At 71.2% G+C, this 23,033-nt stretch carries 23 protein-coding genes and 1 pseudogene; 11 read left to right on the top strand and 13 right to left on the bottom strand.

Going from position 1 to position 23,033, the window contains the following annotated elements; translation table 11 throughout:
- Positions 1–424, bottom strand: a pseudogene (locus CA983_RS19370) (peptidoglycan-binding protein); the annotation flags it as partial.
- Positions 425–583: 159 nt separating this feature from the next.
- On the opposite strand from CA983_RS19370, the gene CA983_RS19365 reads away from it, so the two are divergent.
- On the top strand, positions 584–1,297 hold the full coding sequence (locus CA983_RS19365; protein ID WP_086602172.1) for a TetR family transcriptional regulator: 714 nt from the start codon (positions 584–586) through the stop codon (positions 1,295–1,297).
- A gap of 151 nt (positions 1,298–1,448) precedes the next feature.
- On the top strand, positions 1,449–1,862 hold the full coding sequence (locus tag CA983_RS19360) for a Zn-ribbon domain-containing OB-fold protein (protein WP_086602171.1): 414 nt from the start codon (positions 1,449–1,451) through the stop codon (positions 1,860–1,862).
- A 12-nt stretch (positions 1,863–1,874) separates the two neighbouring features.
- Here CA983_RS19360 and CA983_RS19355 read toward each other — a convergent pair whose 3' ends face one another.
- From CA983_RS19355 to CA983_RS19345, 3 genes are all read right to left on the bottom strand, one after another.
- Positions 1,875–3,218 carry a Gfo/Idh/MocA family protein gene (locus CA983_RS19355; protein ID WP_086602170.1) on the bottom strand — a complete coding sequence of 448 codons (1,344 nt, stop codon included), beginning with the start codon at positions 3,216–3,218 and terminating at the stop codon, positions 1,875–1,877.
- A 69-nt stretch (positions 3,219–3,287) separates the two neighbouring features.
- Positions 3,288–3,674, bottom strand: a complete 387-nt coding sequence (locus CA983_RS19350; RefSeq protein ID WP_086602169.1) for a PPOX class F420-dependent oxidoreductase — start codon at positions 3,672–3,674, stop codon at positions 3,288–3,290.
- A gap of 45 nt (positions 3,675–3,719) precedes the next feature.
- Complete coding sequence (locus tag CA983_RS19345) at positions 3,720–4,898, bottom strand: MalY/PatB family protein (protein ID WP_086602168.1); 1,179 nt, start codon at positions 4,896–4,898, stop codon at positions 3,720–3,722.
- A gap of 24 nt (positions 4,899–4,922) precedes the next feature.
- On the opposite strand from CA983_RS19345, the gene CA983_RS19340 reads away from it, so the two are divergent.
- The 3 genes from CA983_RS19340 (at position 4,923) to CA983_RS19330 (ending at position 8,425) form a co-directional block, all read left to right on the top strand.
- The gene (locus tag CA983_RS19340) at positions 4,923–5,951 is read left to right on the top strand and encodes a hypothetical protein (protein WP_086602167.1); all 1,029 of its coding nucleotides are present in this window, start codon (positions 4,923–4,925) and stop codon (positions 5,949–5,951) included.
- Between the two features lie 116 nt (positions 5,952–6,067).
- Positions 6,068–7,417, top strand: coding sequence for a S1 family peptidase (locus tag CA983_RS19335; protein WP_086602166.1), 1,350 nt, complete (start codon positions 6,068–6,070; stop codon positions 7,415–7,417).
- A 27-nt stretch (positions 7,418–7,444) separates the two neighbouring features.
- Complete coding sequence (locus CA983_RS19330) at positions 7,445–8,425, top strand: ornithine cyclodeaminase family protein (RefSeq protein WP_086602165.1); 981 nt, start codon at positions 7,445–7,447, stop codon at positions 8,423–8,425.
- Positions 8,426–8,466: 41 nt separating this feature from the next.
- On the opposite strand, the gene CA983_RS19325 is transcribed toward CA983_RS19330, so the two are convergent.
- The 3 genes from CA983_RS19325 to CA983_RS19315 form a co-directional block, all read right to left on the bottom strand.
- Positions 8,467–9,303 carry a DMT family transporter gene (locus CA983_RS19325; RefSeq protein WP_086602164.1) on the bottom strand — a complete coding sequence of 279 codons (837 nt, stop codon included), beginning with the start codon at positions 9,301–9,303 and terminating at the stop codon, positions 8,467–8,469.
- 56 nt (positions 9,304–9,359) lie between these two features.
- Positions 9,360–9,545, bottom strand: a complete 186-nt coding sequence (locus CA983_RS19320) for a hypothetical protein (RefSeq protein ID WP_086602163.1) — start codon at positions 9,543–9,545, stop codon at positions 9,360–9,362.
- Between the two features lie 100 nt (positions 9,546–9,645).
- Positions 9,646–10,806, bottom strand: coding sequence for an ROK family transcriptional regulator (locus tag CA983_RS19315; protein WP_086602162.1), 1,161 nt, complete (start codon positions 10,804–10,806; stop codon positions 9,646–9,648).
- A 169-nt stretch (positions 10,807–10,975) separates the two neighbouring features.
- Between CA983_RS19315 and CA983_RS19310 the strand changes: the two genes are divergently transcribed.
- From CA983_RS19310 to CA983_RS19295, 4 genes are read left to right on the top strand one after another with little or no spacing between them, the layout of a single operon-like run.
- Positions 10,976–11,941: a carbohydrate ABC transporter permease gene (locus tag CA983_RS19310; RefSeq protein WP_086602161.1), complete on the top strand. Its 966-nt coding sequence runs from the start codon at positions 10,976–10,978 to the stop codon at positions 11,939–11,941.
- Between the two features lie 18 nt (positions 11,942–11,959).
- The gene (locus CA983_RS19305; RefSeq protein WP_086602160.1) at positions 11,960–12,883 is read left to right on the top strand and encodes a carbohydrate ABC transporter permease; all 924 of its coding nucleotides are present in this window, start codon (positions 11,960–11,962) and stop codon (positions 12,881–12,883) included.
- Positions 12,884–12,893: 10 nt separating this feature from the next.
- Positions 12,894–14,243 carry an ABC transporter substrate-binding protein gene (locus tag CA983_RS19300; protein WP_086602159.1) on the top strand — a complete coding sequence of 450 codons (1,350 nt, stop codon included), beginning with the start codon at positions 12,894–12,896 and terminating at the stop codon, positions 14,241–14,243.
- Between the two features lie 29 nt (positions 14,244–14,272).
- Positions 14,273–15,472 (top strand): Gfo/Idh/MocA family protein, encoded by a 1,200-nt coding sequence (locus CA983_RS19295; RefSeq protein WP_086602158.1) that lies wholly within the window; start codon positions 14,273–14,275, stop codon positions 15,470–15,472.
- A 28-nt stretch (positions 15,473–15,500) separates the two neighbouring features.
- Here the strand turns inward: CA983_RS19295 and CA983_RS19290 are convergent, their stop codons facing one another.
- The 4 genes from CA983_RS19290 to CA983_RS19275 all read right to left on the bottom strand — a co-directional run bounded on the left by CA983_RS19290 (position 15,501) and on the right by CA983_RS19275 (position 19,114).
- Positions 15,501–16,196, bottom strand: coding sequence for a L,D-transpeptidase family protein (locus CA983_RS19290; protein ID WP_086602157.1), 696 nt, complete (start codon positions 16,194–16,196; stop codon positions 15,501–15,503).
- Positions 16,197–16,391: 195 nt separating this feature from the next.
- Entirely contained in the window at positions 16,392–17,306 is a 915-nt protein-coding gene (locus CA983_RS19285; RefSeq protein WP_086602156.1) for an SDR family oxidoreductase, read from the bottom strand.
- Between the two features lie 90 nt (positions 17,307–17,396).
- Complete coding sequence (locus CA983_RS19280; RefSeq protein WP_086602155.1) at positions 17,397–18,026, bottom strand: MBL fold metallo-hydrolase; 630 nt, start codon at positions 18,024–18,026, stop codon at positions 17,397–17,399.
- On the bottom strand, positions 18,026–19,114 hold the full coding sequence (locus CA983_RS19275; RefSeq protein WP_086602154.1) for an S-(hydroxymethyl)mycothiol dehydrogenase: 1,089 nt from the start codon (positions 19,112–19,114) through the stop codon (positions 18,026–18,028). The genes CA983_RS19280 and CA983_RS19275 overlap by 1 nt, the downstream gene beginning before the upstream one ends.
- Positions 19,115–19,301: 187 nt before the next feature.
- On the opposite strand from CA983_RS19275, the gene CA983_RS19270 reads away from it, so the two are divergent.
- On the top strand, positions 19,302–21,056 hold the full coding sequence (locus CA983_RS19270) for an ABC transporter ATP-binding protein (RefSeq protein ID WP_086602153.1): 1,755 nt from the start codon (positions 19,302–19,304) through the stop codon (positions 21,054–21,056).
- Positions 21,057–21,115: 59 nt separating this feature from the next.
- Here the strand turns inward: CA983_RS19270 and CA983_RS19265 are convergent, their stop codons facing one another.
- Complete coding sequence (locus tag CA983_RS19265) at positions 21,116–21,406, bottom strand: hypothetical protein (RefSeq protein ID WP_086602152.1); 291 nt, start codon at positions 21,404–21,406, stop codon at positions 21,116–21,118.
- Positions 21,407–21,570: 164 nt separating this feature from the next.
- Here CA983_RS19265 and CA983_RS19260 point away from each other — a divergent pair, with 164 nt between their 5' ends.
- The gene (locus CA983_RS19260; RefSeq protein ID WP_086602151.1) at positions 21,571–21,933 is read left to right on the top strand and encodes a nuclear transport factor 2 family protein; all 363 of its coding nucleotides are present in this window, start codon (positions 21,571–21,573) and stop codon (positions 21,931–21,933) included.
- A 72-nt stretch (positions 21,934–22,005) separates the two neighbouring features.
- On the opposite strand, the gene CA983_RS19255 is transcribed toward CA983_RS19260, so the two are convergent.
- A complete protein-coding gene (locus tag CA983_RS19255; protein WP_086602150.1) occupies positions 22,006–23,004 on the bottom strand; it encodes a CU044_5270 family protein in 999 nt (332 codons plus the stop codon).
- Positions 23,005–23,033 lie beyond the last annotated feature (29 nt).

The raw sequence follows: 23,033 nt of genomic DNA, 5'->3' as shown, positions 1-23,033 counted from the left end.
CGGTGGGGCGGGGAGCGGGCGCCGCCGCCTTGTCGTCGGTGTTCTCGCCGGCGAGCAGGAGGGCCGCACCGCCGAAGCCGATCACCGCGGCCGCGACGACGGCCACCGCGACGGCCGCGCGGCGCAGACCTGGTCCGGGCCCGGCACGGCCGGAGCCGCTCTCGCGGCCGAGGGGCGGGAGTTCCTGCGTCAGGGCTTCGGAGCCGGCCGGCGGCCGGGGCAGCGCGACGGACTCGTAGCCGCGGGGCCCGTAGCCGCCGGACTCGTTGCCGCCGGGCTCGTTGCCGCCCGGGGCCGAGCCGATCTCCTCGCGGTACTCCCGCATCAGTTCCGCGAGTGCGTCGGTGCGGCGGGGCCGCAGGACGCGGATGGGTTCGAGGGCCGGTCCGTCGTGCGGCTGCCGGGGCTCGGACGGTGTCGACACGCTGCTCTCCTTCCGTCCGGGCTCGGGGGCGCCCGTCTTCGGGGATCGTCCTGCCGCTAGATACGCGGCTGCCGCGCCACGGGTTCAGAGGGAACTCGGTTCCTCCCTAGGAGTGCACTGAGTGCCATGCGAACCCTTCCGGGTGCTACGTTCCCGCTCATGAGCTCCGAGAAAGCCGCCGAACCCGGAACCGGAAAGCCGCCCATGCGGGACGCCCTTGTGGCGGCGGCCTTCCAGCTGTTCCTCGAGCGGGGTTACGAGCAGACCACCATCGACGACATCGTGACGCTGGCCGGGGTCGGACGGCGCTCGTTCTTCCGCTACTTCCCGTCCAAGGAGGACGTGGTCTTCCCGGACCACGAGCGGTGCCTGGCCGACATGACGGCCTTCCTCGCGGCGGGCACCGACGACGAGGAACCCGTGCGGCGGGTCTGCGACGCGGCCCGGCTCGTGCTGCGGATGTACGCCGAGAACCCGACGTTCTCAGTACAGCGTTACCGCCTCACCAAGCAGGTCCCCGGCCTGCGCGCCTATGAACTGTCGGTCGTGTGGCGCTACGAGCGTGCCCTGGCCGAGTATCTGCGCCGGCGTTTCGCGGCCCGCCGGGACGGCACTCTCCAGGCCGATGTGATCGCGGCGGCCGTGGTCGCGGCGCACAACAACGCGCTGCGCTCCTGGCTGCGTTCGGACGGGCGGGGCGAGGCGAGCGCCACGGTGGACCACGCGCTGGCGTACGTGCAGTCCGCGTTCGGCGGCACGCCGGTGCCTCCGGCCGGGGAGCAGCCCGAGGACGTGGTGGTCGTCGTGTCCCGACGCGATGCGCCCTTGTGGCGGGTCGTGCAGGAGATCGAGTCGACGCTGGGGCGGGGCTGAGGGTCCGCACATTGAGGGAACGGAGTGCCTTTACGAGTGGCACTCAGTGCCATACCCTGTGCTGCGTGCGCGGTGGCACGGCGAACCGGGCACACCTGTGCGCGGGCGACCGTGCACACGGGATTCCGGCCGAGTGCAGGGAGTTGACAGCGTGTACCACCACTCAGGAAGCGTCGCTCAGCAGACAGCCGGCTCCCCGACGGGTCTGCTCGACCCGAGGGGCCCGGCCACGGAGGCCATCCTCTTCCAGCGCTGCACCTGGTGCGGCACCGCGATGTACCACCGGGTGCTGTGTCCGGTCTGCCGGGGCAGTGACCTGCGGACGGAGCGCAGCGAGGGCGTGGGCACCGTCCGCCACTCCACTGTGGTGCACCGCAACACCCCGGCGGCCCGCAACGTGTCCCTGATCGAGATGGCCGAGGGCTTCGTCGTACGCGGCCGGGTCATGGGCCCGCCCATCGGCATCCACAGCGGGGACCGGGTGCGGCTGTCGACCGCCCAGGACCCGGTACGGGGTGAGCCGGTCTTCCAGCTGATCGACGAGCCGTACCGCGCCTGGACCTGACGGGCGGTCCGCTCACCGGATCCCGGGGAGCAGTTCGCCGGTGCGCACGGGCCGTCCCGTCTCGAAGCTCCGGTTGGCCGCGAGGCCGACCGCCAGGGCGAGTGCCCCGTCGCGTTCGGTGGCCGTCGGGTGGGTCGCCGCCGCGGTGTCCGCCGCGCGGGTGGGATCGGCGGGTCCGAACAGCGCGTCGAGCATGCGCGGGTCGCCGCCGCCGTGGGCCTCGTGGGCGACCGCGAGCGGCACGTCCACCGGGGGCTGCCACAACGGCCGCAGGGTGAGGCGGGCGCCGCCCGCGTGCTCCGCCGCCGTGTCCCCGTGCACGGCACCCGCTGCGGAGGTGACCCGGGTCAGGGGCGGCTGCCAGCGGCTCTCCTCGACCTCCAGTTCCAGCCGGCCCGCGCTGCCGTTGAACATCACCCGGTAGCCCTCCCACGGGGAGTAGGCGGTCAGGTGGTACGTCATCGTCGCGCCGCGCGCGTAGCGCACGAGGACCGACATGTCGTCCTCGATGGTGATCGGCCCGTCGAAGACGTTCCGGTCGCGCAGGTAGCCGTCGTCGTGTTCGGCGTCCAGGTAGAGGGCGCGCAGGGTGTCGTTGGCCGCGAGGTCCAGGGCGAAGGGGTCGTCGGCGGCCCGGTCGGCGCCGTGGGCACGGTCGTAGTCCCGGCGCAGTCCGTGCCGCTCCCCCGCCTCGCGGCCGTAGAAGCCGAGCCGCCCGTAGCCGAAGGCCTCCCGGGGCTCGTCGGCGAGCCACCAGTTCACCAGGTCGAAGTGGTGCGAGGACTTGTGCACCATCAGGCCGCCGCTGTTGTGTTTCTCGCGGTGCCAGCGGCGGAAGTAGTCGGCGCCGTGCCGTACGTCGAGCAGCCACTCGAAGTGGACCGACAGCACCTCGCCGATCACGCCCTCGGCGAGCAGGGCGCGGACCTTCTCGTGCACGGGGTTGAAGCGGTAGTTGAAGGCGACGGTCAGGGAATTGCCGGTCTCGCGGACCGTGTCGAGGATGCGGGCGCAGCGCTCGGCGTCGACGGTCATCGGCTTCTCGGTGACGACCCGGCAGCCCGCCTTCAGGGCCGGGACGATGTAGCGGTCGTGCTCGGCGTCGACGGTGGTGACGACGACCTCGTCGATGTCCTCCTCGGCGAGCAGGTCGGTGAAGCGGTCGGGCTCCCACGTGGTGGCGGCCGACGCGCCGGTCTCGGTCAGCAGCCGGTTGTGGAAGTCCATCCGGGTCGGGCTGGGGTCGCACAGCGCGGCCACGAGGTGGCCGGGGCGTTCGGCGAGGCCCCGGGTGAAGAGCTGGGCCCGGTGGCCCGTGCCGACGACGGCTGCGCGCAGGACGGGAGTTCGGCTCATGACAGGTGGTCTGTCCCGGGGGCGGGCCGTCCACTCCCCCGGGGCCGAAAGCGCTTGCTGGAATCGAGGTCAGCGAGTCAGGGTGACGCGGATGCCCACGGTGCCGTCCAGGCCCCGGCGCAGCCGGCTGCCGAGCAACGTGAGCCGGCCGGTGAGGCCGTACTTGCGGGCGATGAGCTGCCGGTAGCGGGCGGTGGTGGCCGGGTCGCAGATCTCCGCCGTCGCGGGCACCTGTTCGCCGGTGGGGTTGCCGCGCAGGTCGCAGGGGCCGACCAGGACGTCGGGGCGGTTGCGGATCCGCTTCACCTTCCAGGAGTCGGCCGGTGTCCAGGCGCCGAGCGCGTCCCCGTCGCGCACCACCCAGACCGGGGTGGCGACCGGCGTACCGTTCCTGCGGTAGCTGGTGATCAGCAGGTACTTTCCCGCGCCCAGTCCGTCCAACGCACTGTCGTCCATGGCGGGCAGTGTACGAGCGCGACCTGCGCGGAGTACCACCGGGTTTCAGCGCAGGGCGGCGGCCATGCGCCGCATCGCCTCCCCGATCACCTCCGGCGAGGTCGCCAGGTTCAAGCGGACGTGCCCGGCGCCGCCGGTGCCGAAGGGGAGGCCGGAGTTGAGGGCCACGCGGCCCCGGTGCAAGAAAATGTCCGCCGGGTCGTCACCGAGGCCGAGCGCGTGGCAGTCGAGCCAGGCGAGGTAGGTGGCGTCGCCCGGGCGGTAGCGGATCTCGGGCAGGTGCTCGGCCAGCAGGTCCGCGAGCAGCCGCCGGTTGGCGTCGAGGCCGGACAGCAGGGCGTCCAGCCAGGCGACGCCGTCGCGCAGAGCGGCGGTGTGGGCGATGATGCCGACGTGGCTCGGGCCGTGCCCGACCTCCTCGGGCATCCGGGCGAGGTCAGCGCCGGCCCCGGGACCGGCGATCGCCAGGGCGGCCTTGAGCCCGGCCAGGTTCCACGCCTTCGAGGCCGACATCAACGACAGTCCGCGCTCGGCGCCCGGCACGCTGAGGTACGGCACGAAGTCCGTGCCGCCGACCACGAGCGGCGCGTGGATCTCGTCGGCGACGACGCGGACGCCGTACCGCTCGGCGAGCGCGGCGACGGCGGACAGCTCCTCGGCCGTGTGCACGGTGCCGGTCGGGTTGTGGGGGCTGCACAGCAGATGGGCGGCCCGTCCTCCGCCCGCCACCGCCTGCCGGAAGGTCTCCTCCAGGACGCCGAGGTCGAGGCGCCCGTCCGCGCCGAGCGGGGCCTCCAGCACGCGCCGGTCCATGTGCTCGACGAACTGGTAGAACGGCGGGTACACCGGCGGGTTCACGACCACCGCGTCCCCGTATCCGGTGACCAGTTTGAGCATCTCGACGACGCCCAGCATGACGTCGGGCACGATCGCGGTGCGCTCCACGGCGAGCCCGTCCCAGTTCCATCGTTTTCCGGCGAAGGCGGCCAGCGCCTCCGCGTAGGCCGTACCGGCGGGGTAGCCGGTGTCGCCGAGGTCGAGCGCGTCGGTGACGGCGCGCACGATGGGCTCGGCGAGCGGCACGTCCATCTCGGCCACCCACAGGGGCAGCACGTCCTCGGGGTAGGTGCGCCACTTCATGCTCGTACGGCGGCGGAGACGGTCGAGAGTGAGGGCTTGCAGCGGATTCGGTTCACCGGACGTCTCGTGCGGGATCCTGGTCATGGGCACACGATAGGGGGCTGTGAAGTGAGCGGGAATCGTGAGGACGGGGAGCGGGGAGAGGCCGAGGGCCCGTTCCTGGAGATCGCCTGCGACGAGTCCGGGTCGGACGGCGAGAACCTCACCGGCGGGAACACGGACGTGTTCGCGCACGCCAGTATGTCGCTGTCCGTGGCGACGGCAGCGGCGGCCGTACGGGACATCCGGGACCGGATCCGCTCACCTGCCGAGGAGTACAAGGCGAACCACCTGCTGCGGGAGAAGCACCGCGCGGTGCTGGAGTGGCTGCTCGCGCCGGACGGGCCGATCCACGGGCGGGCCCGGGTGCATCTTATGGAGAAGTCCTTCTTCGTGGTGGACCGGGCCGTCGGTCTGCTGCTGGGCGATCCGGGCCAGGCCGTCGCCCTGTTCCGCGAGGGCCGCCGGGCCTTCGGGGAGGACGGCTGGCGGGCGTTCCTGGAGGCGGCCAACCAACTGCTGCGGGTCCGCAACAACGGGGAACCGGGCGCCCCCGTGGAGGTCTTCTACGGCACGGTGGACGCCCTGCGGCGCGCCCACCCCGATACGGACGCGACGGGGATCCTGGAGCGGCTGGCCGCGACCCGGTCCCGCGCGGTGTCCTATCGGGCGGCGTTCCTGGACGGACCGCCCCTGATCCCCGTGCTCAATCCGCTGCTCCCGGCGATCGTCCGGACGGCCGCGCTGTGGAGCGGCGACGGGCGGCCGGTCCGTCTGGTGCACGACCGGCAGAACATGCTGACGCCGGACCGCATCGCCTGGATCGAGGAGGCGGCCCGGCAGGCGGGGGTCGGCCTGGCCGGATTGCGGCTGGTCGTCGCGCGCGAGGACGCCCGGGTGCAGGTGGCGGACTTCCTCGCCGGGATCGCCCGCAAGATCGCCTCCGACGAGCTGAACGGACGCGGGGACCCGGCGCTCACCGCCCTGCTGCGGCCCTACGTCGATCCGGGCTCGGTGTGGGGCGACGCGCGCAGCCGGGCCCTGCTCGCCGCCCCGGCGGACCTCGGCCCGACCGCCCCCGCCGCCGTCCGGCGGTGAAGAGTTCACGCGTGCGCTGAACACGGCACGGCTGAGCCCCGTATGGGAAGAGGGCACTCAACTCAAGGAGTGCCCCGCGGTGTTCACACCGTGTTGTTCGGGTTCGGGAGCCATGCATGAGGCACGCACGACGACGGGTCGTCCGGCGAGTGACACGGCTGGCGGCCGTCGGCGGACTCCTCCTCGGAGGAGCGATGGTCACACGCGCCGTGGCGAGCGAGCCGCCCGACCCGACGATCGGAGTCCCGTACTCCGCGCAGCCGGCCACGAGCATGGGCACCGCCCTCGTGTCCCGGCTCGGCACCTCCCGCACGGCGGGCAGTTGGGTCGACTCCGCCGGCCGGCCGGTCGTCGCGGTGACGGACGAGAAGGCGGCGGACGAGGTCGAGCGCGCCGGTGCGCGGGCGAAGATGGTGCGCCACAGCATGAGCGACCTCAAGTCCGCGACGGCGACGCTGCGTTCGGCGCCCCGGGTGCCCGGCACCGCCTGGGCCCTGGACTACAAGAGCAACGAGGTGGTGGTACGGGGCGACAGCACCGTCTCCGCTTCCGACTGGTCCCGGCTGACCGAGGTCGCGGAGGGCATCGGCGGCTTCGTGCGCATGGAGCGCACCGAGGGCACGTTCACGACGCGGATCAACGGCGCGGAGCCGATCCTGTCGACCGCCGGGCGCTGTTCGGCGGGCTTCAACGTGACCGACGGGAAGACCGACTTCATCCTCACGGCCGGGCACTGCGGGCCCGACGGTTCCGTCTGGTTCGCCGACGACCGGGGCCGCGAACAGGTCGGCACGTCGCTCAGGGGGAGCTTCCCCGGCGACGACTACTCCCTGGTCAAGTACGACAGCGGTCGCGCGGGCGAGGGCGCGGACGTCGTGGCGGTCGGTGGCGGCAAGGGCGTGCGGATCACGGGCGTGGCCGATCCGGAGGTCGGGCAGAAGATCTTCCGCAGCGGCAGCACGAGCGGGCTGCGCGAGGGGGAGGTGACCGCGCTGAACGCGACGGTCAACTACCCCGAGGGCACGGTCACCGGCCTCATCGAGACGAACGTGTGCGCCGAACCAGGTGACAGCGGCGGCCCGATGTTCGCCGACGGCGTCGCGCTCGGTCTGACGTCGGGCGGCAGCGGGGACTGCGCGGCGGGCGGTACGACGTTCTTCCAGCCGGTGACGAAGGCGCTGACCGAGCTGGGGGTCAAGCTGATCGTGGCCAAGCAGGCCGGTGGCGGCACCGGCGCCTCCCCCGCGCCGTCGGCCTCGCAGGGCGCCGCCTCGCCCGGCTCGTCGGCACCGGTCACGGGCGAGGACGTGTCGGGCCTGCTGACCCGCCTCACCGACCCGCGCAACGTGGGTCCCGGCCTGCTGGTCATCGCGGGCAGCCTCGTCGCGCTGGTGGCGACCCGCTGGATCCGCGCGGAGCAGGACCGCAAGGCGTATCGGCAGTACTACTCGGCTACTTGGGGATGACCCCGTCAGTTCGGGCAAGGACGCCTCATGACCGTACTGCTCGGCGCCCCCGAGCTTCAGCGCGTGGTCACACCGCAGGCCATGGTCCGGGCCCTGCGCGAGGGCTTTGTCGCGGCCCTCGCCACGCAGACCTCCCCGCAGCGCGTGCGCCAGAGCCTGCCGGCGTCCTCCGGGAGTATCGCCGTACTGCTGCCGGGGCTGTTGCCCGGCATCCCCGCCTACACGGTGAAGGTGAACGCCAAATTCCCCGATGCCGACCCGGCGATCTCCGGCATCGTCTGTCTCCACGACCTGGAGACCGGGGAGTTGCTCGCGCTGCTGGACTCCGCCTTCGTGACGGCGTGGCGGACCGGTCTGTCGGCGGCATTGGCCACTGACCTGCTCAGCCCGGCCGGAGCACGCGCGGTGGGGATCATCGGCGCCGGAGCCCAGGCGGACATGACGCTGCGTGGGCTGACCCGGTTGCGCACGGTCGAACGAGCCGTCATCCACGATGCCGACGACGGACGGGCTCACCGGATGGCCGAGGTCTGGCAACGGGCCGGACTCGCATGCCAGGTCGTCGGCAGTGCGCGAGAGGTCGCCCGCACCTGTGACAGCGTCGTCACCGCGACCTGGTCCCGCCGCCCGCTGCTGCACCTCCCGGACGTCCGGCCGGGCTCGCACATCACCTCGCTGGGAGCGGACGAACCGGGCAAGGTGGAACTGGATGCCGGGTTGCTGCGGCATGCGCGAGTCGTCGTGGACGACCTCGACCTGGCGATGACGTCCGGCGCGCTGGGCAGTGCGGGCCTGCGCCGGGAGGATGCCGCAGCCGTGCTGGGCCGGATCATCGACGGGACCGTCCCGGCGCGGACCGATGTCGAGCAGGTGACCGTCTACACCCCGGTCGGCCTGCCCTGGCAGGATCTCGCACTCTCCTGGGCCGCCTATCAGGCAGCGCTGCGGGACGGGGCCGGCGTCGACTTCCGGTTCCACTCGTGGCCGAAGGACCAGGGCGACGCGTGAGCACGACCCCGACCGCCCTTCCACACTCCAGGGGCCCTGTCTCACCCCAGCGTGAGCAGTACCGTCGCCACCCCCGCCCCCAGCAGCCCCAGCGCCTGGCGTCGGCTGATCCGCTCGTGCAGGAGGACCAGGCCGAGGATGACGGGCAGGGCCGGGTAGAGGGACGCGAGGACGACGGCGACGGCCAGCAACTGGCGCTGCGCGGCGAGCAGATACAGCACGAGGCCGAGGGCCGCACCGGCCCCGATGAGGAGGGCCTGGACGCAGCGACCCGGCGGCAGCTTCAGCCGGCGGGCGTGACGGACGGCGTCCGGCAGGAGGACGAGGACCGCGGCGACACGGCCCGCGGCGACGGGCCACAACCCGCTTCCCGGCCCGGCCTGGCCGAGGGCGAGGTACTGCACGGCGACGCCCGCGCTGGCGAGCAGTCCGTCCGCCGTCCCCTTGCCCGCGCCTCCTCCGCCTCCGCCTCCGCCTCCGGAGACGAACCAGAGCGCRGGGACGGTCACGGCGATGCCCAGCCAGGCCACGGCTCCCGGGCGGTCGCCGAGGACGAGCACCCCGCACAGCACCGACAGCGCGACGCCCGTGACGGCGCTCACGGGCACCACGACGCTCATCGCACCCCGGCTCAGCCCGCGGTTGAGGAACCGCATGGCCATGCCGCTGCCGACGCCGGACAGCGCGCCCCACAGCAGGTCGGTGGTGTGGACGGCGTCGGCGGGCATGAGGAGCGCGGCGGCGCAGGCGAGCAGCAGCCCGCCGAGCTGCCCGAAGAACGTGACGGCGGTGTGGTGGATGCGCCGGGACAGCAGGCCGCCGGTGAAGTCGACCATGCCGTAGACGACGGCCGAGGAAAGTGCGAGAAGGGCACCCATTGGATCAGGGGTGCCCCGGGACGAGGGTCCGATGCGTCAGCGGCCCTGGCTGACGCTCAGGCCGCGGGCGCGGACTGCGGGGCCGCGGCGGCCCACTCCAGGACGAGCCGCCGGTACTCCTCGCGCTGCTCGACGCTCAGTGTCCCGCCCGACCGGCGCCACAGGGCCCGGATCTCCTCGTTGACCTCGTCAGCCGTTCGCTGGGAAGAGGATTCAACAGTGGTGGACATGCTGTGAAGCATACGTCGCCGCAGGTGAAGGCGGTGTGAGTAATCGTGAGTTAAACGGTCATTCCGGACAGTGTTGCTGATCACGTCCATCTCCCAGTAAACGTGAGCCTGTTCACACTTCGGCCGATCCCAGCACCAGCACCTTGATGGCCAGGACGGCCGCGCCGCACGCCCAGTCGTGAAAGTCGGACACCTTCGTCTCCAGTTCGACCGGGGCGGCCAGGGGGTGGCGGTTGTCACGGACGGTCTCCTCGACCGTCTTGCCGGCCACGTCCATCAGCCCGACCCCCTCCCCCGCGAGCAGGATCTTCTGCGGCATCACGAAGTTGGAGATCTGCGCGACGAGTGTGCCCAGGGCGCGTGCCGCCTCGGCGACGACCCGGGCGGGCATCGGGTCCCCGGCGGCGGCCGCCGCGAGGATCTCCTCGTACGTCCGGTCGCGGCCGGTGGCGGCCCGGATCTGGTAGCGGATGTTGGGAATGGTCAGCAGCGAGACGGCACTGCCGCGCCGTCCGTCCGGGGTGAGCGGGCCGTTGGGGTCGACGATCCAGTGGCGGCCGAAGCCGCGGTCCTCCTCGGCGCAGGGCACCCGCTTGCCGCCCAGGACGAGTCCGTAGCCGATGCCGGCGCCGATGGTGAGCACGACGAAGCGGTCCAGGCCGCGGCCGGCGCCGAACCAGGTCTCGGCCTCGACCAGGGCGGCGACGTCGTTCTCGACGACCACGGGCAGCCCGGTGCGCTCCTCGACGAGCTCGGCCAGGGGGACGTCCCGCCACAGCAGGAAGGGGGACTCGCCGACGACGGCGCGGTCCTGGACGAAACCGCCGACCCCGATGCCGATCCCGGCGAGCCGGGGATGGTCGCGGGTCAGTTCGGCCGTCATCTCCCCGAGCACGTCGGCGACTTCGGTGGGGTCGTGGGTGGTGAGCGGACGGTCGTGGCGGGCGACGATGTCGCTTCTGAGCGTGGTGACGACGCCGTAGACCATGTCCTCGGTGATCTTGAAGCCGAGAAAGGACCAGGAGTCCGCGACGACGTCCAGCGGTGTCGAGGGGCGGCCCTGGCGCGCCTCCGCCGGCACCCCCGCCTCGGCCACCTCGACCAGCAGGCCCGACTCGATCAGCGGCTTGGTCAGCCGGGTGAGGCTGCCGGCCGACAGTCCTAGCCTGCGGGCGAGCTCGGTGCGCGACAGCGGGCCGTGCACGAGCACCTCGATCGCCACCGCACGCTCCCCCGGACTCAGCGGCGGCCAGCTGGCGATGCCTGCGGTCATGTCGGCCCGACTCCCCTCGCCTTTTTTTCGCACTGAAACCAACATGACCACTCTAAGGCGATGGTGGCTGATGCGAAAAGATGTTTGCACCCCTCTTGACGCAGCAATTGTTTCGCACCAAAAGTAAGTCCCGCCAGAGGACGAGCCGCCGCAGCGAGGGAGTCTCCCGATGACCATCGCCTCCAGCAGCCCTCCGTCGCGCCTGCCCGCGGGCGGCGCGACGGAGGCCCCCAGCAAGCCCAGGACACGACGTGACGACGTGAGCGAGAACCGGGGTGACGGACGGCTGGCCGCGGTCTTCATCGCCCCGGCGCTGCTCGGTTTCCTCGTCTTCCTGCTCTGGCCGACGCTCCGGGGCATCTATCTCAGCTTCACCCGCTTCAACCTGCTGACACCGGCGGAGTGGGTGGGCCTGGACAACTACGTCCGCATGGTCAACGACCCCATTTTCTGGGACTCCTTGACGGTCACCGTCGAGTACGTCGTCATCAACATCGGCGTCCAGACGGTCGCGGCGCTCGCCATCGCCGTCCTGCTCCAGCGGCTGACCCAGTCGGCGATGCTGCGCGGCATCGTGCTCACGCCGTACCTGATGTCGAACGTCGTCGCGGGTCTGGTCTGGCTCTGGATTCTCGACACCCAGCTCGGCATCGGCAACGAGATCATCAGCGCCCTCGGCGCCGACCGCATCCCGTTCCTCGCCGACGAGACCTGGGCGATCCCGACGATCGCGCTCATCAACGTGTGGCGGCACGTCGGCTACACCGCGCTGCTGCTGTTCGCCGGTCTCCAGGCGATCCCGAACGACATGTACGAGGCGGCCAGGGTGGACGGCGCGAGCGAGTGGCGGATGTTCTGGCGGATCACCATGCCGCTGCTGCGGCCGGTGCTCGCGGTCGTGCTCATCATGACGGTCATCGGGTCGTTCCAGGTGTTCGACACCGTGGCCGTGACCACCGCGGGCGGTCCGGCGAACGCGACCAACGTGCTCCAGTACTACATCTACGGCTCCGCCTTCGGGCGCTTCCAGTTCGGCTACGCCTCGGCCATGTCCGTCGCCCTGCTCATCGTGCTGAGCGCGATCACCATCCTCCAGTACCGGCTCACCCGGGCCGGCCGGACCGACCTCGGCTGACGGAAGGGAGACACCGGCATGGCTGCCGTGACGACAACGACGTCGACGACTGTGCGACCGGTCCGGCGCAGGTTCCCCTTCGGGCGGGCCGCCGCCTGGACCGTGATGGGGCTGATCGTCCTCATCACCCTGCTGCCGTTCTACTGGATCCTGCGCACCGCGCTGTCCACCAACGCGGGACTGAACGCCGATCCGACCAACCCCCTGCCCGTGGACCTCACCACCAGCGGCTTCGAACGCGCCCTGGGCATGCAGTCGGCCGAGGAGGCCGTCGCGCAGGGCGGTGCGGGCGGCGGGCTCGACTTCTGGCGCTATCTGCTCAACTCGGTGCTGGTCTCGACCCTGATCACCGGCTGTCAGCTCTTCTTCTCCGCGATGGCCGCGTACGCCTTCTCACGGTTGCGCTGGCGCGGCCGGGACGCGGTCTTCGGGCTGTTCCTGGCCGGAATGATGGTGCCGACCATCTTCACGCTGCTGCCGAACTTCGTGCTCATCAAGCAACTGCACCTGGTGGACACGCTCCTCGGCATCGCCCTGCCCACCATGTTCATGGCGCCGTTCGCGGTGTTCTTCCTGCGGCAGTTCTTCATGAACATCCCCCAGGAGGTGGAGGAAGCGGCACTGCTGGACGGCGCCGGGAAGATCAAGATCTTCTTCCGGGTGGTGCTGCCCATGGCGTCCACGCCGATCCTCACGCTGGGCGTGCTGACGTACATCACCTCCTGGAACGACTACTTCTGGCCGCTGATGGTCTCCTACAGCGACAGCTCGCGCGTGCTGACCGTGGCGCTGGCGATCTTCCGGGCGCAGACCCCGGCGACCGGCGTCGACTGGTCCGGGCTCATGGCGGCGACGCTGATCGCCGCGCTGCCGATGCTGGTGCTGTTCGCCTGCTTCGCGCGCCGCATCGTCAGCTCCATCGGCTTCACCGGGATCAAGTAAGGGGACTGTGATGCGAATTCGTCTGCGTACGCTCGTCGCGGCGGCCGGAGCGCTGGCGCTGTCCCTGGTCAGCGGATGCGCGCAGCAAGGGGCCGCCGGATCCTCCGCGAACACGGTCACGTACTGGCTGTGGGACGCCAACCAGCTGCCCGCCTACCAGGCCTGCGCGAAGGGGTTCGAGAAGGAGAACCCCGGACTGAAGGTCAAGATCACCCAGTTGGGCTGGAGCGACTACTGGACCAAGCTCACCGCCGGGTTCATCGCGGGCACCCAGCCGGACGTGTTCACCGACCACATCCAGAACTTCGGCCAGTACGCCGACCTGAAGGTCCTCGAACCGCTCGACGACCTCGGCATCGAGAACTCCGACTACCAGCCCGGCCTCGCCGCCAACTGGATCGGGAAGGACGGCCACCGGTACGGCGCCCCCAAGGACTGGGACACCGTCGCGCTGTTCTACAACTCGAAGATGACGAAGGACGCGGGCCTCACCGCCGAGCGGCTGAACAACCTCTCCTGGAACCCCGAGGACGGCGGCACCTTCGAGAAGGCCATCGCCCACCTCACGATCGACAGGAACGGCAAGCGGGGCGACGAGCCGGGCTTCGACAAGAACAACGTCAAGGTGTACGGCCTGGCCAGCAACGGCGGTGGGTTCGGCGACGGCCAGACCCAGTGGAGCAACTTCGCCGCCTCCGCCGGGTGGAGCTACCTGGACAAGCCCCGCTGGGGCACGAAGTACCAGTACGACAGCAAGACCTTCCAGTCGGTCATCCAGTGGTACTTCGGCCTGGCGAAGAAGGGCTACATGCCGCCGCTGTCCGACTACAACGTCCAGTCCAACCAGGCCAATACCCAGGTCGCGGCGGGCAAGGCCGCCACCGCGTTCGACGGGGCCTGGATGATCTCCACGTACGCGGGCTTCAAGGGCAGGGACATCAAGACCGCCCTGACGCCGGTCGGCCCGACCGGCAAGCGCGCCACCATGATGAACGGCCTCGCCGACTCCGTCACCAAGGCGTCCCAGAACAAGGAGGGCGCCAAGAAGTGGGTGGCGTATCTGGCATCGGACAAGTGCCAGAAGGTCGTCGGCAGGTACGGCGTCGTGTTCCCCGCGACGAAGGCCGGGACCGAGGCCGCCGTCGCCGCGTACCGGAAGAAGGGCATCGACGTCTCGTCGTTCACGAAGCCCGTGGCCGACAAGAAGAACTTCCGGACGTTCTCGTATCCCATCGCCAGCTACTCGGCGGACATGACGGCGCTCATGGCGCCGGCGATGGAGGACATCTACGGCAACGGCAAGCCGGTCAGCAGCCTCGACGAGACCAACGAACAGATCAACCTGATCCTCTCGCAGTGATCCCCCGACCAGTGAAGGGCACGCCTTACATGACGTTCTCCATCGGCATCGTCGGCGCCGGACAGTTCTCGGGCCAGTTCGCCACGCTGTTCCAGGCCCACCCCGGCGTCAGCGACGTCTACGTCACCGACCTGCTGCCCGAGAGGGCCGAGCACCTCGCCTCCGCCCAGGGGCTGACGGGCACCTTCCCGTCGTACCAGGCCATGCTGGAGTCGGAGGACGTCGACGCCGTCGCGATCTTCACGCAGCGCTGGACGCACGGGCCTCTGGTGCTCCAGGGCCTGGGCGCCGGCAAGCACGTGTACTCCGCGGTCCCCATGGCCATCAGCACGGAGGAGATCGCGGCGATCATCGACGCGGTCAAGGCCACCGGGCTGACGTACATGATGGGCGAGACCAGCGAGTACAACCCGGCGACCGTCCACGCCCGCAACCAGATCGCCGAGGGCGCCTTCGGGCGGCTGTTCTACGCCGAGGGCGACTACGTCCACGACATGGACCTCGGGTTCTACGAGGCCTACCAGTACAGCGGCGGCGAGAACTGGAAGGCCACCGCCAGCTATCCCCCGCTGCTGTACCCGACGCACGCGGTCGGCGGGGTGCTGGGCGCCTGGAAGACGCACGCCGTCAGCGTGTCGGCGATCGGTGTCGTCGACGACCGGGGCGACGGTGTCTTCGACAAGGAGATCAGCCAGTTCGGCAACGACTTCTCCAACGCCACCGCGCTGTTCGAGGTGGCGGGCGGCGGCTCGTTCCGTACCAACGAGTTCCGGCGGGTCGGCTACCCCTCGCACATACGGGAGTCGCGTTTCCGCTTCTTCGGCACCGAGGCGAGCATGAAACAGCTCGCCACGGTCGCCCTGTGGCAGGACAAGCAGGGGGTGAAGGACATCAGCGAACTGCTGGAGCCCAAGCCCACCATGGCGCCCGACGACCCGTCGCTCCAGCACATCGCGCCCGAGCTGCGGGCCGCGTTCACCTCCGGGTCGGCTCCCGTGCACGACCGTGCGCGGCTGCCCAGGGAGTTCGACAACCTCCACAACGGCCACGAGGGCAGCCACCACTTCCTGGTCGACGACTTCGTGACCGCAGTCAACACGCGCACCCTGCCGTCGGTGAACGCGTGGGTGGCCGCCCGCTACACCCTGCCGGGCATCATCGCGCACGAGTCGGCGCGGCAGGGTGGAGTACGGCTGGAGATCCCGGACTTCGGGGACGCGCCGCTGTAGTGGCGTCGTGCGAGCCGGGTGCCTGGGATCAGGTGCCCGGCTTGCGGCCGTACACGAAGACGTCGTCGTTCTTCTTCAGCAGCGACCAGTACTTCTTGGCGTCGGTCTTGGTCATGTTGACGCAGCCGTGCGAGCCCGGCGGGTTCCACATGCTGACGCCGACCGAGTGGAAGGCCTGGCCGCCGTCGAAGAACTGGGCGTAGGGCATCGGCACGTCGTAGATGGACGAGACGTGGTCGATGTTGCGCCAGTAGATCTTCTTCAGGCCGGTGCGGGTCTCGTAGCCGTCGCGGCCCGTGCGGACCGGGACGGGGCCGTAGACGAGCTTCTTGCCGTCCTGGATCCAGCTCAGCTGGAGGCTCAGGTTCACGCAGGCGATCCGGCCCTTGTTCACCGGGCACTTGCCGTCCTTGTTGGGGTTGTTCCCGACGGCCTTCTGCTTCTGCATCAGGTCCATCACGCCCCAGGTGACGGGTCCGGCGTAGCCGGCGTTCGGGGAGATGCCGTGCTTGGTCTGGAAGGCCTTGATCGCCTTGCAGTCGGCGGCGGACTGCTTGCCGTCGACCGGCCGGCCGAGGAACTTCTCCACCTGCTTCTGGTACGGGCCGGTCTTCGCGGTGCAGCTCGCGGCCGCGGCCGGCGTGGCGCCGAGCGCGAGCGTGAGCGGTGCCACCAGTCCGGTGATCCCGAGTACGACGGCACCCCGTCTGCGTACGTCCCCCATGGTTGGTCCTGCCCTTTCGCGGAAGTGGTCACATGGTCTGCGATCCCTGCCAGCTAGACGGGCGTACGGGGGGTCGGGTTGTGCGGGCTCTCCGCCTGGGACGAAACGGTGACATACCTCACGACGCAGCGTCCCCGCGGTCCGCGCGGCCCGGGCCGGGTCCTGGTCGGCCACCAGGACCCGCGCTCGCTCCTCTCAGCGGTAGCCGGTCGTGTCCGCCGGCCTGCCCGCGTCCTGCACCTCGACGAGGTAGCGCCAGGCGTCCGGGCGGCTGCCGTCGAGGTCGGTGAAGCCGTACTCCCGGGCCAGGCCGCCGCTGGAGAGGGATCGGCCGTTCCAGCGCGCCACGTCCGGGTCGGCGGCGAGCGCCGCGACGGCCCGGCCCACATAGCGCGGGGTCTCCGAGATGGCGAAGTGGGGGACGCGCTCCAGGGCGTCGCGCCAGTTGTCCTCGCGCACCCCGAAGGCGTCCAGCATGAGTTCCGAGCGCAGCCAGCCGGGGGTGAGGGCGACGGCGGTGGCGCCGCGCGGGCCGAGTTCGTGGCCGAGGGCGAAGGCCATGCGCAGGACGGACGCCTTGGCGAGGTCGTAGAAGAAGTTCACGCGGTAGTTGTCGGCGTTGTAGTCGGCGGTGCCGTCGGTGACCTCGACGACCAGGCCGCCGGGGTTGCGCAGCAGCAGGGGCAGGGCCTGGTGGCTGGTGATCGCGTGCGTCTCGACCGCGAGTCTGAGCAGACGCAGGCCGTTGTCGAGGTCGTGCTCCCAAAGCGGGGTGTCCCACTCGAAGAGCTTCTCGCCGCCCCAGATGTCGTTGACCAGGACGTCGAGGCGGCCCTGTTCGTCCGCGATGCGGTCCACGAGGGCGCGGACCTGCGCCGGGTCCAGGTGGTCGGTGGGTACGGCGATGCCCTGCCCGCCGGCCTCGGTGACGAGGTCGGCGGTGTCCTCGATGGTCTCGGGCCGGTCGTACTCCGAGCGGCGGGCGCGGGTGGTGCGTCCGGTGACGTAGACGGTGGCACCGGACGCACCGAGTTCCACCGCGATGCCCCGTCCGGCGCCCCGGGTCACTCCGGCGACCAGTGCGACCTTGCCCTTCAGCGGAGCTGACATGTCCGGCCTCCCGTTGCCGTGAATGCGTGATGCTTCGAGGGTGACGGGTAAGCCGGACATCTTCTGTCGCCTTTTACGGGCGACAGGCGATCAGTGCCCCCGGGCGATCCACTCCTGAAGGTGCGGGGCCTCCGCGCCGATGGTCGTGGAGTCTCCGTGGCCGGTGCGGACCTTCGTCCCGGGCGGCAGCGTGAGGAGGCGGTCGCGGATCGAGTCGATGATCGTCGGGAAGTGCGAGAAGGACCGGCCGGTGGCGCCGGGGCCGCCCTGGAAGAGGGTGTCCCCGGTGAAGACGGTGGCGAGCCCGGGGTCGTACAGGCACACCGCGCCGGGCGCGTGCCCCGGGGTGTGCAGGACGCGCAGGTCGGCGCCGCCGGCCTCGATCACCTGGCCGTCGACCAGCCAGGCGTCGGGCTCGCGGTCCGGGTGGGTCTGCTTCCACAGCGGCAGGTCGTCGCGGTGCAGCCAGATGGTGGCCCCGGTGCGCTCGGCGAGGGCGGGGGCGGCATCGATGTGGTCGTTGTGGGCGTGGGTGCACACGATGGCCGTGAGCCTGCGGTCTCCCACGGCTTCCGCGATGGCGTCGGCGTCGTGCGCGGCGTCGATCACGATCGCCTCGTGGTCGTCGCCGACGATCCAGACGTTGTTGTCGACGTCCCAGGTGCCGCCATCGAGGCTGAACTGGCCGGAGGTGACGAGGTGTTCGACGCGCGGGGCCATCACAGCACCACCACCGAACGCAGCACGTCGCCGTGGTGCATCCGCTCGAACGCCTTCTCCACCTCGTCGAGCTGGATGGTCTCGGTGACGAACGCCCCGAGGTCCAGACGCCCCTGCAGGTGCAGGTCGATCAGCATGGGGAAGTCACGGGAGGGCAGGCAGTCGCCGTACCAGGACGACTTCAACGCGCCGCCGCGCCCGAACACGTCCAGCAGCGGCAGTTCGAGTTTCATCTCGGGGGTGGGCACACCGACCAGGACGACCGTGCCGGCGAGGTCGCGGGCGTAGAAGGCCTGCTTGTACGTCTCGGGACGGCCGACGGCCTCGATGACGACGTCGGCGCCGAAGCCGCCGGTGAGGTCGCGAATCGCCTCGACGGGGTCGCTCTCGCGGGAGTTGACCGTGTGGGTGGCGCCCATGGTGCGCGCCTTCTCCAGCTTCCGGTCGTCGATGTCGACGGCGATGATCTTCGCCGCTCCGGCGAGGTGCGACCCGGCGATGGCGGCGTCGCCGACGCCGCCGCAGCCGATGACGGCGACCGTGTCGCCCCGGCCGACGTTTCCGGTGTTGATCGCGGCGCCGATGCCGGCCATGACGCCGCAGCCGAGCAGCCCGGCCACCTGCGGGGCGACGCCCGGGTCGACCTTGGTGCACTGCCCGGCCGCGACCAGCGTCTTCTCGGCGAAGGCACCGATACCGAGAGCCGGGGAGAGCTCCTGGCCGGTCGAGGCGAGGGTCATCTTCTGCTCGGCGTTGTGGGTGTCGAAGCAGTACCAGGGCCGCCCGCGCAGACAGGCTCGGCAATTCCCGCATACGGCACGCCAGTTGAGGATCACGAAGTCCCCGGGCTCGACGTCGGTGACGCCGTCGCCGACCGCCTCGACCACGCCCGCCGCCTCGTGGCCGAGCAGGAAGGGGAAGTCGTCGCTGATGCCGCCCTGCTTGTAGTGCAGATCGGTGTGGCACACCCCGCAGACCTGGACGCGCACGACCGCCTCCCCCGGGCCGGGATCGGGCACGACGATGGTCTCGATCCGTACCGGCTCGTCCTTGCCCGGTGCGATCACACCGCGTACTTCCTGCGCCATGCTGACTCCTTCGTCGGCTCGTAGGCCGGATGCCTTCCCTTCCGACCCTACGCGCGACTGATCGGCAAGGGGCGCGGATCTGCCACCCGCGGCGCCGTATCACCAGCTCACGCGCTGTCCGAAAACGCGGGGCAGCGCACCGGCGGCCCCGTAACCTGAACGCTCCGCCCGACGCCGAAGGAGCGACGTGAGCATCGCAGAGACCGAGACCGGTACACCCGCCTGGCGGCTGCTCCTCGGATACGTACGGCCGCACCGCCGGTCCCTGCTCGCCGGTGCCGTGCTCTCGCTGGTCACCGGGGCGACCGGGCTGATGCTGCCGCTGGTGGCGCGGGGCCTGATCGACGATCTGGCGCACGACCGGGCGATCACCGGCGCACTGCTGGCGATGTCGGCCCTGGTCGTGACCAACGCGGCGGTCGGCGCGCTGGGTTCGTACGTGCTGCGGCGCACCGCCGAGTCGGTCGTGCTCGGCGCGCGGCGCTCGCTGTCGTCGTATCTGCTGCGGCTGCGCATCACGGCCGTGGACCGCACCGAGCCCGGCGACCTGATGGCCCGGATCACCTCCGACACCACCCTGCTGCGCACGGTCACCACCGAGTCACTGGTCGGTCTGGGCACCGGTGGCCTCACCCTGGTGGCGACGATCGTGATGATGGGGCTGGTGGATCCGGTGCTGCTCGGGGTCACGGTGGCCGTGATCGCGGGCGCGGGGGCAGTGATCGGGACGATCGCGCCGCGCATCAACAAGGCGAGCAAGCAGGCCCAGCAGGCCGTGGGCGTCATGGGCGCCGCGCTGGAGCGGGTGCTGGGGGCGCTGCGCACGGTGAAGGCCTCGGGCGCCGAGCACCGCGAGGAACGCGCGCTGCACGAGGCGGCCGAGGAGTCCTGGCGGCAGAGCGTGCGCGCCGCCAAGTGGTCGGCCGTGGCGGGCAACACGGCGGGGCTGGCCATTCAGATCGCGTTCCTCACGGTGCTCGCGGTGGGCGGGGCGCGGGTGGCGACGGGCGCCGTGGACGTGGCCACGCTGGTGGCGTTCCTGCTGTACGTCTTCTTCCTGATCTCCCCGCTCCAGGAGGTCATCGGCGCCGTCGCGCAGTACCAGACGGGGTCCGCGGCCCTGGCCCGGATCCAGGAGGCGCTGAGCCTGCCCGCCGAGCCGCCGGTGCGCTCCGCGCCGCTGCCGTCCGCTGGTGAGCCGCCCGCGTCCGTCGCCTTCCGCGACGTCCGTTTCCGCTACGCCGACGATCTGCCGCACGTGCACCACGGGGTGACGTTCGAGGTGCCGGCCCGGGGGATGACGGCGTTCGTCGGCCCGTCCGGCGCGGGCAAGACGACCGTGTTCTCCCTCATCGAGCGGTTCTACGACCCCGAGTCCGGCGAGATCGCGCTGGACGGGCGAAACGTGGCGGAGTGGGAACTGCCGCGCCTGCGCGCCGCGATCGGCTACGTGGAGCAGGACGCGCCGGTCCTGTCGGGCTCCCTGCGGGACAACCTGCTGCTGGGCAATCCGGAGGCGGACGACGACGCCCTCGCGCGGGTGCTGAAGACGACCCGTCTCGACGGTCTGGTCGCCCGGCTGCCCGCCGGCCTCGACACGCTCGTCGGGCACCGTGGCACCAAGCTGTCGGGCGGTGAGCGGCAGCGGGTCGCCATCGCCCGGGCCCTGCTGCGCCGCCCCCGGCTGCTGCTGCTCGACGAGGCGACCTCGCAGCTGGACGCGGTGAACGAGGCGGCGCTGCGCGACACCGTCGCGGACGTGGCCCGTACGACGACGGTCCTGGTGGTGGCGCACCGGCTGTCCACGGTGACGATGGCCGACCGGATCGTGGTGATGGATGCCGGGCGGGTCCGGGCGGTCGGCACGCACCGCGAGCTCGTGACCGCCGACCCGCTCTACGCGGAGCTGGCGGCGACCCAGTTCCTGGCCGCGGCGGACTGAGCCGGCGGGCATGCGTGGCGGCCGCCCGAGCCGGGCGGCCCTCGTCGCACGCGCTGCCGTCAGGGCCGGACGTTCGGAACGAAACCGAAGACCGGGGAGACCAGGCCGACGACCTGGTTCAGCTGGTTGAGGTGGTTCAGGCGCTCGAGCCCGGCCAGCAGGGAGGAGGGCCGCGGGATCTCGTCCGTGTGCTCGGCGGGGATGTCGCTCACGGTCAGCGAGTCCAATGTGGCGACCGGGCTGAGCGGGCTCCGGGATTCCGCGTCGGCCGCGTTCGCCATCGGCGCGGCGAGGCCGGTGACACCCGCGGCGAGACCAACGGCGGCGACGCAACGTCGTGTTGAGATCATGCCTGTCGCAACGCGAGCGGGTCCGGCTGCGTCGTCTGCGTCGTCTGCCTTGTCTGCGTTTGCCCGCGTTTGCCGAGCTCGCCGGACGGGAGGAGGCTCGACAGGAGGAGAGGCTCCTCGCGGCCCGCCTCCGACCGGGTCGCGGCCCTTTGAAGGAGGTCATCATGGGAACCGCGGCAGACCCCGCCTTCGACAGAGAGACACTGCGCCGGGGCGTGGAACAGAGCCCGGACCTGCTGCTCTCGCTCTACGCGGACGACGCGGAGTTCCGCATCGTCGACCGCACGACCCAGCCCAGCCACCCCAAGGTCCTGCACGGCCGGGACGAGATCAGCCGGATGCTGGAGGACGTCTACAGCCGCGACATGTCGCACAAACTGGAGCGGTGCGTCATCCAGGGCGACGAAGCCGCGTACAGCGAGAGCTGCGAGTACGCGGACGGTGTGCGCGTCCTGTCCGAGTCCATGATCTCGCTGAAGGACGGCAAGATCGCCGAGCAGACCCTCGTCCAAGCCTGGGACGAGTAGGAACCACGCCGACGAGCTGCTGGAACAGGCAGTGGCACTGCCGCCCGGCAGCTCGGTGCGGCCGGGGTCTGATCAGCGCATCCACGCGCTGTACGACATCACGTCGCCCTTCTTGACGCCGTACTCGGGCTCGGCGGTGCTGAAGGTGCTCTCCAGGCCGAGGACGGCTCCGGTGACCGGGTCCATGATCAGCATGCGGCGGGCGCCGGGGCCGTCGTACACGTACGCCTGACCGCGTCGCCCGAGGCGGTCGGTCACCTGGCCGACGGGCCGCAGCCCCTCGGTGCCGGCCAGGAGGCGGGCGAGTGTCGCGGTCTCCCGGGCGCCGAGGGTCCAGTGGTCGAGCAGCACCCCGACGGCGTCCAGCAGTTGGGGCGTGGTCAGGGGAGTGTCCGAGTACTGGGCCTCCGTCAGATAGGCGCGGAGCCGGGCCGGGTCGTGCGGCGGCGGGGACTGGGGCGGGGCGTCGCTCCAGCTCGGCGGATACGTCTGGTCGCTGAGGACGTGCCCGTCGTCGACGAGGTGCGGCTCGCCGCCCTCGCCGGAGAGGACCGGGCGGCCGGGATGCCTCGGGTCGGTCGCCACGACCAGTTCCGTGTGGCTGCCGTCGGCCCGCCAGCGCACGATCCGCTCCTCGGGGACGGTGATCGGGGGCTTGTCGTCCGACATGCCCATGCTCCAGGTCTGCACGTGCGTGCCCTTGCGCAGGCGGGGCGAGCCGTCGGCGGCGGCCTGTTCGGCACGCTCGGCCAGCCGGTCCAGGGGCAGCGGTGTGGAGCCGGTCTGCACCACCAGCGGACGCGGCGCGGCGACCGCCGGTGTGGCGCTCGGGCCACTCAGTACCAGGGTCAGCGCGAGGGTGGCGACCACCGCCGTCGCGACGAGCCCCCAGGCCAGCCGGGGCCGGCCGCCGCCCGGCAGCAGCCGGTCCCGCAGACCGCCGGAGGGCCGCTCCCGCAGCAGCCGCTCCAGCCGGCGCTCGGCGCCGTGGTCCAGGGGGCCGTCGCCGAAGTGGGGGCCGTCGGACGGCACCGGGTTGGCACCACGCAGCAATTCGAGTTCGTCAGCCATGTCCGTGTTCCTTAGGGGCGGTCACGTGG

The sequence above is a fragment of the Streptomyces swartbergensis genome (assembly GCF_002148965.1).
Classification (GTDB): Bacteria; Actinomycetota; Actinomycetes; order Streptomycetales; family Streptomycetaceae; genus Streptomyces; species Streptomyces swartbergensis.
Note: the sequence above shows the minus strand (reverse complement) of the source record. Positions and strands in the feature narration are given on the sequence as shown.

Bases quoted from the DNA above. Each gene is read 5' to 3' on its own strand.
- CA983_RS19365 (WP_086602172.1), top strand. From the start codon at position 584: ATGAGCTCCGAGAAAGCCGCCGAACCCGGAACCGGAAAGCCGCCCATG.
- CA983_RS19355 (WP_086602170.1), bottom strand. From the start codon at position 3,218: ATGAGCCGAACTCCCGTCCTGCGCGCAGCCGTCGTCGGCACGGGCCAC.
- CA983_RS19350 (WP_086602169.1), bottom strand. From the start codon at position 3,674: ATGGACGACAGTGCGTTGGACGGACTGGGCGCGGGAAAGTACCTGCTG.
- CA983_RS19345 (WP_086602168.1), bottom strand. From the start codon at position 4,898: ATGACCAGGATCCCGCACGAGACGTCCGGTGAACCGAATCCGCTGCAA.
- CA983_RS19335 (WP_086602166.1), top strand. From the start codon at position 6,068: ATGAGGCACGCACGACGACGGGTCGTCCGGCGAGTGACACGGCTGGCG.
- CA983_RS19330 (WP_086602165.1), top strand. From the start codon at position 7,445: ATGACCGTACTGCTCGGCGCCCCCGAGCTTCAGCGCGTGGTCACACCG.
- CA983_RS19320 (WP_086602163.1), bottom strand. From the start codon at position 9,545: ATGCTTCACAGCATGTCCACCACTGTTGAATCCTCTTCCCAGCGAACG.
- CA983_RS19315 (WP_086602162.1), bottom strand. From the start codon at position 10,806: ATGACCGCAGGCATCGCCAGCTGGCCGCCGCTGAGTCCGGGGGAGCGT.
- CA983_RS19310 (WP_086602161.1), top strand. From the start codon at position 10,976: ATGACCATCGCCTCCAGCAGCCCTCCGTCGCGCCTGCCCGCGGGCGGC.
- CA983_RS19305 (WP_086602160.1), top strand. From the start codon at position 11,960: ATGGCTGCCGTGACGACAACGACGTCGACGACTGTGCGACCGGTCCGG.
- CA983_RS19300 (WP_086602159.1), top strand. From the start codon at position 12,894: ATGCGAATTCGTCTGCGTACGCTCGTCGCGGCGGCCGGAGCGCTGGCG.
- CA983_RS19295 (WP_086602158.1), top strand. From the start codon at position 14,273: ATGACGTTCTCCATCGGCATCGTCGGCGCCGGACAGTTCTCGGGCCAG.
- CA983_RS19290 (WP_086602157.1), bottom strand. From the start codon at position 16,196: ATGGGGGACGTACGCAGACGGGGTGCCGTCGTACTCGGGATCACCGGA.
- CA983_RS19285 (WP_086602156.1), bottom strand. From the start codon at position 17,306: ATGTCAGCTCCGCTGAAGGGCAAGGTCGCACTGGTCGCCGGAGTGACC.
- CA983_RS19280 (WP_086602155.1), bottom strand. From the start codon at position 18,026: ATGGCCCCGCGCGTCGAACACCTCGTCACCTCCGGCCAGTTCAGCCTC.
- CA983_RS19275 (WP_086602154.1), bottom strand. From the start codon at position 19,114: ATGGCGCAGGAAGTACGCGGTGTGATCGCACCGGGCAAGGACGAGCCG.
- CA983_RS19265 (WP_086602152.1), bottom strand. From the start codon at position 21,406: ATGATCTCAACACGACGTTGCGTCGCCGCCGTTGGTCTCGCCGCGGGT.
- CA983_RS19260 (WP_086602151.1), top strand. From the start codon at position 21,571: ATGGGAACCGCGGCAGACCCCGCCTTCGACAGAGAGACACTGCGCCGG.
- CA983_RS19255 (WP_086602150.1), bottom strand. From the start codon at position 23,004: ATGGCTGACGAACTCGAATTGCTGCGTGGTGCCAACCCGGTGCCGTCC.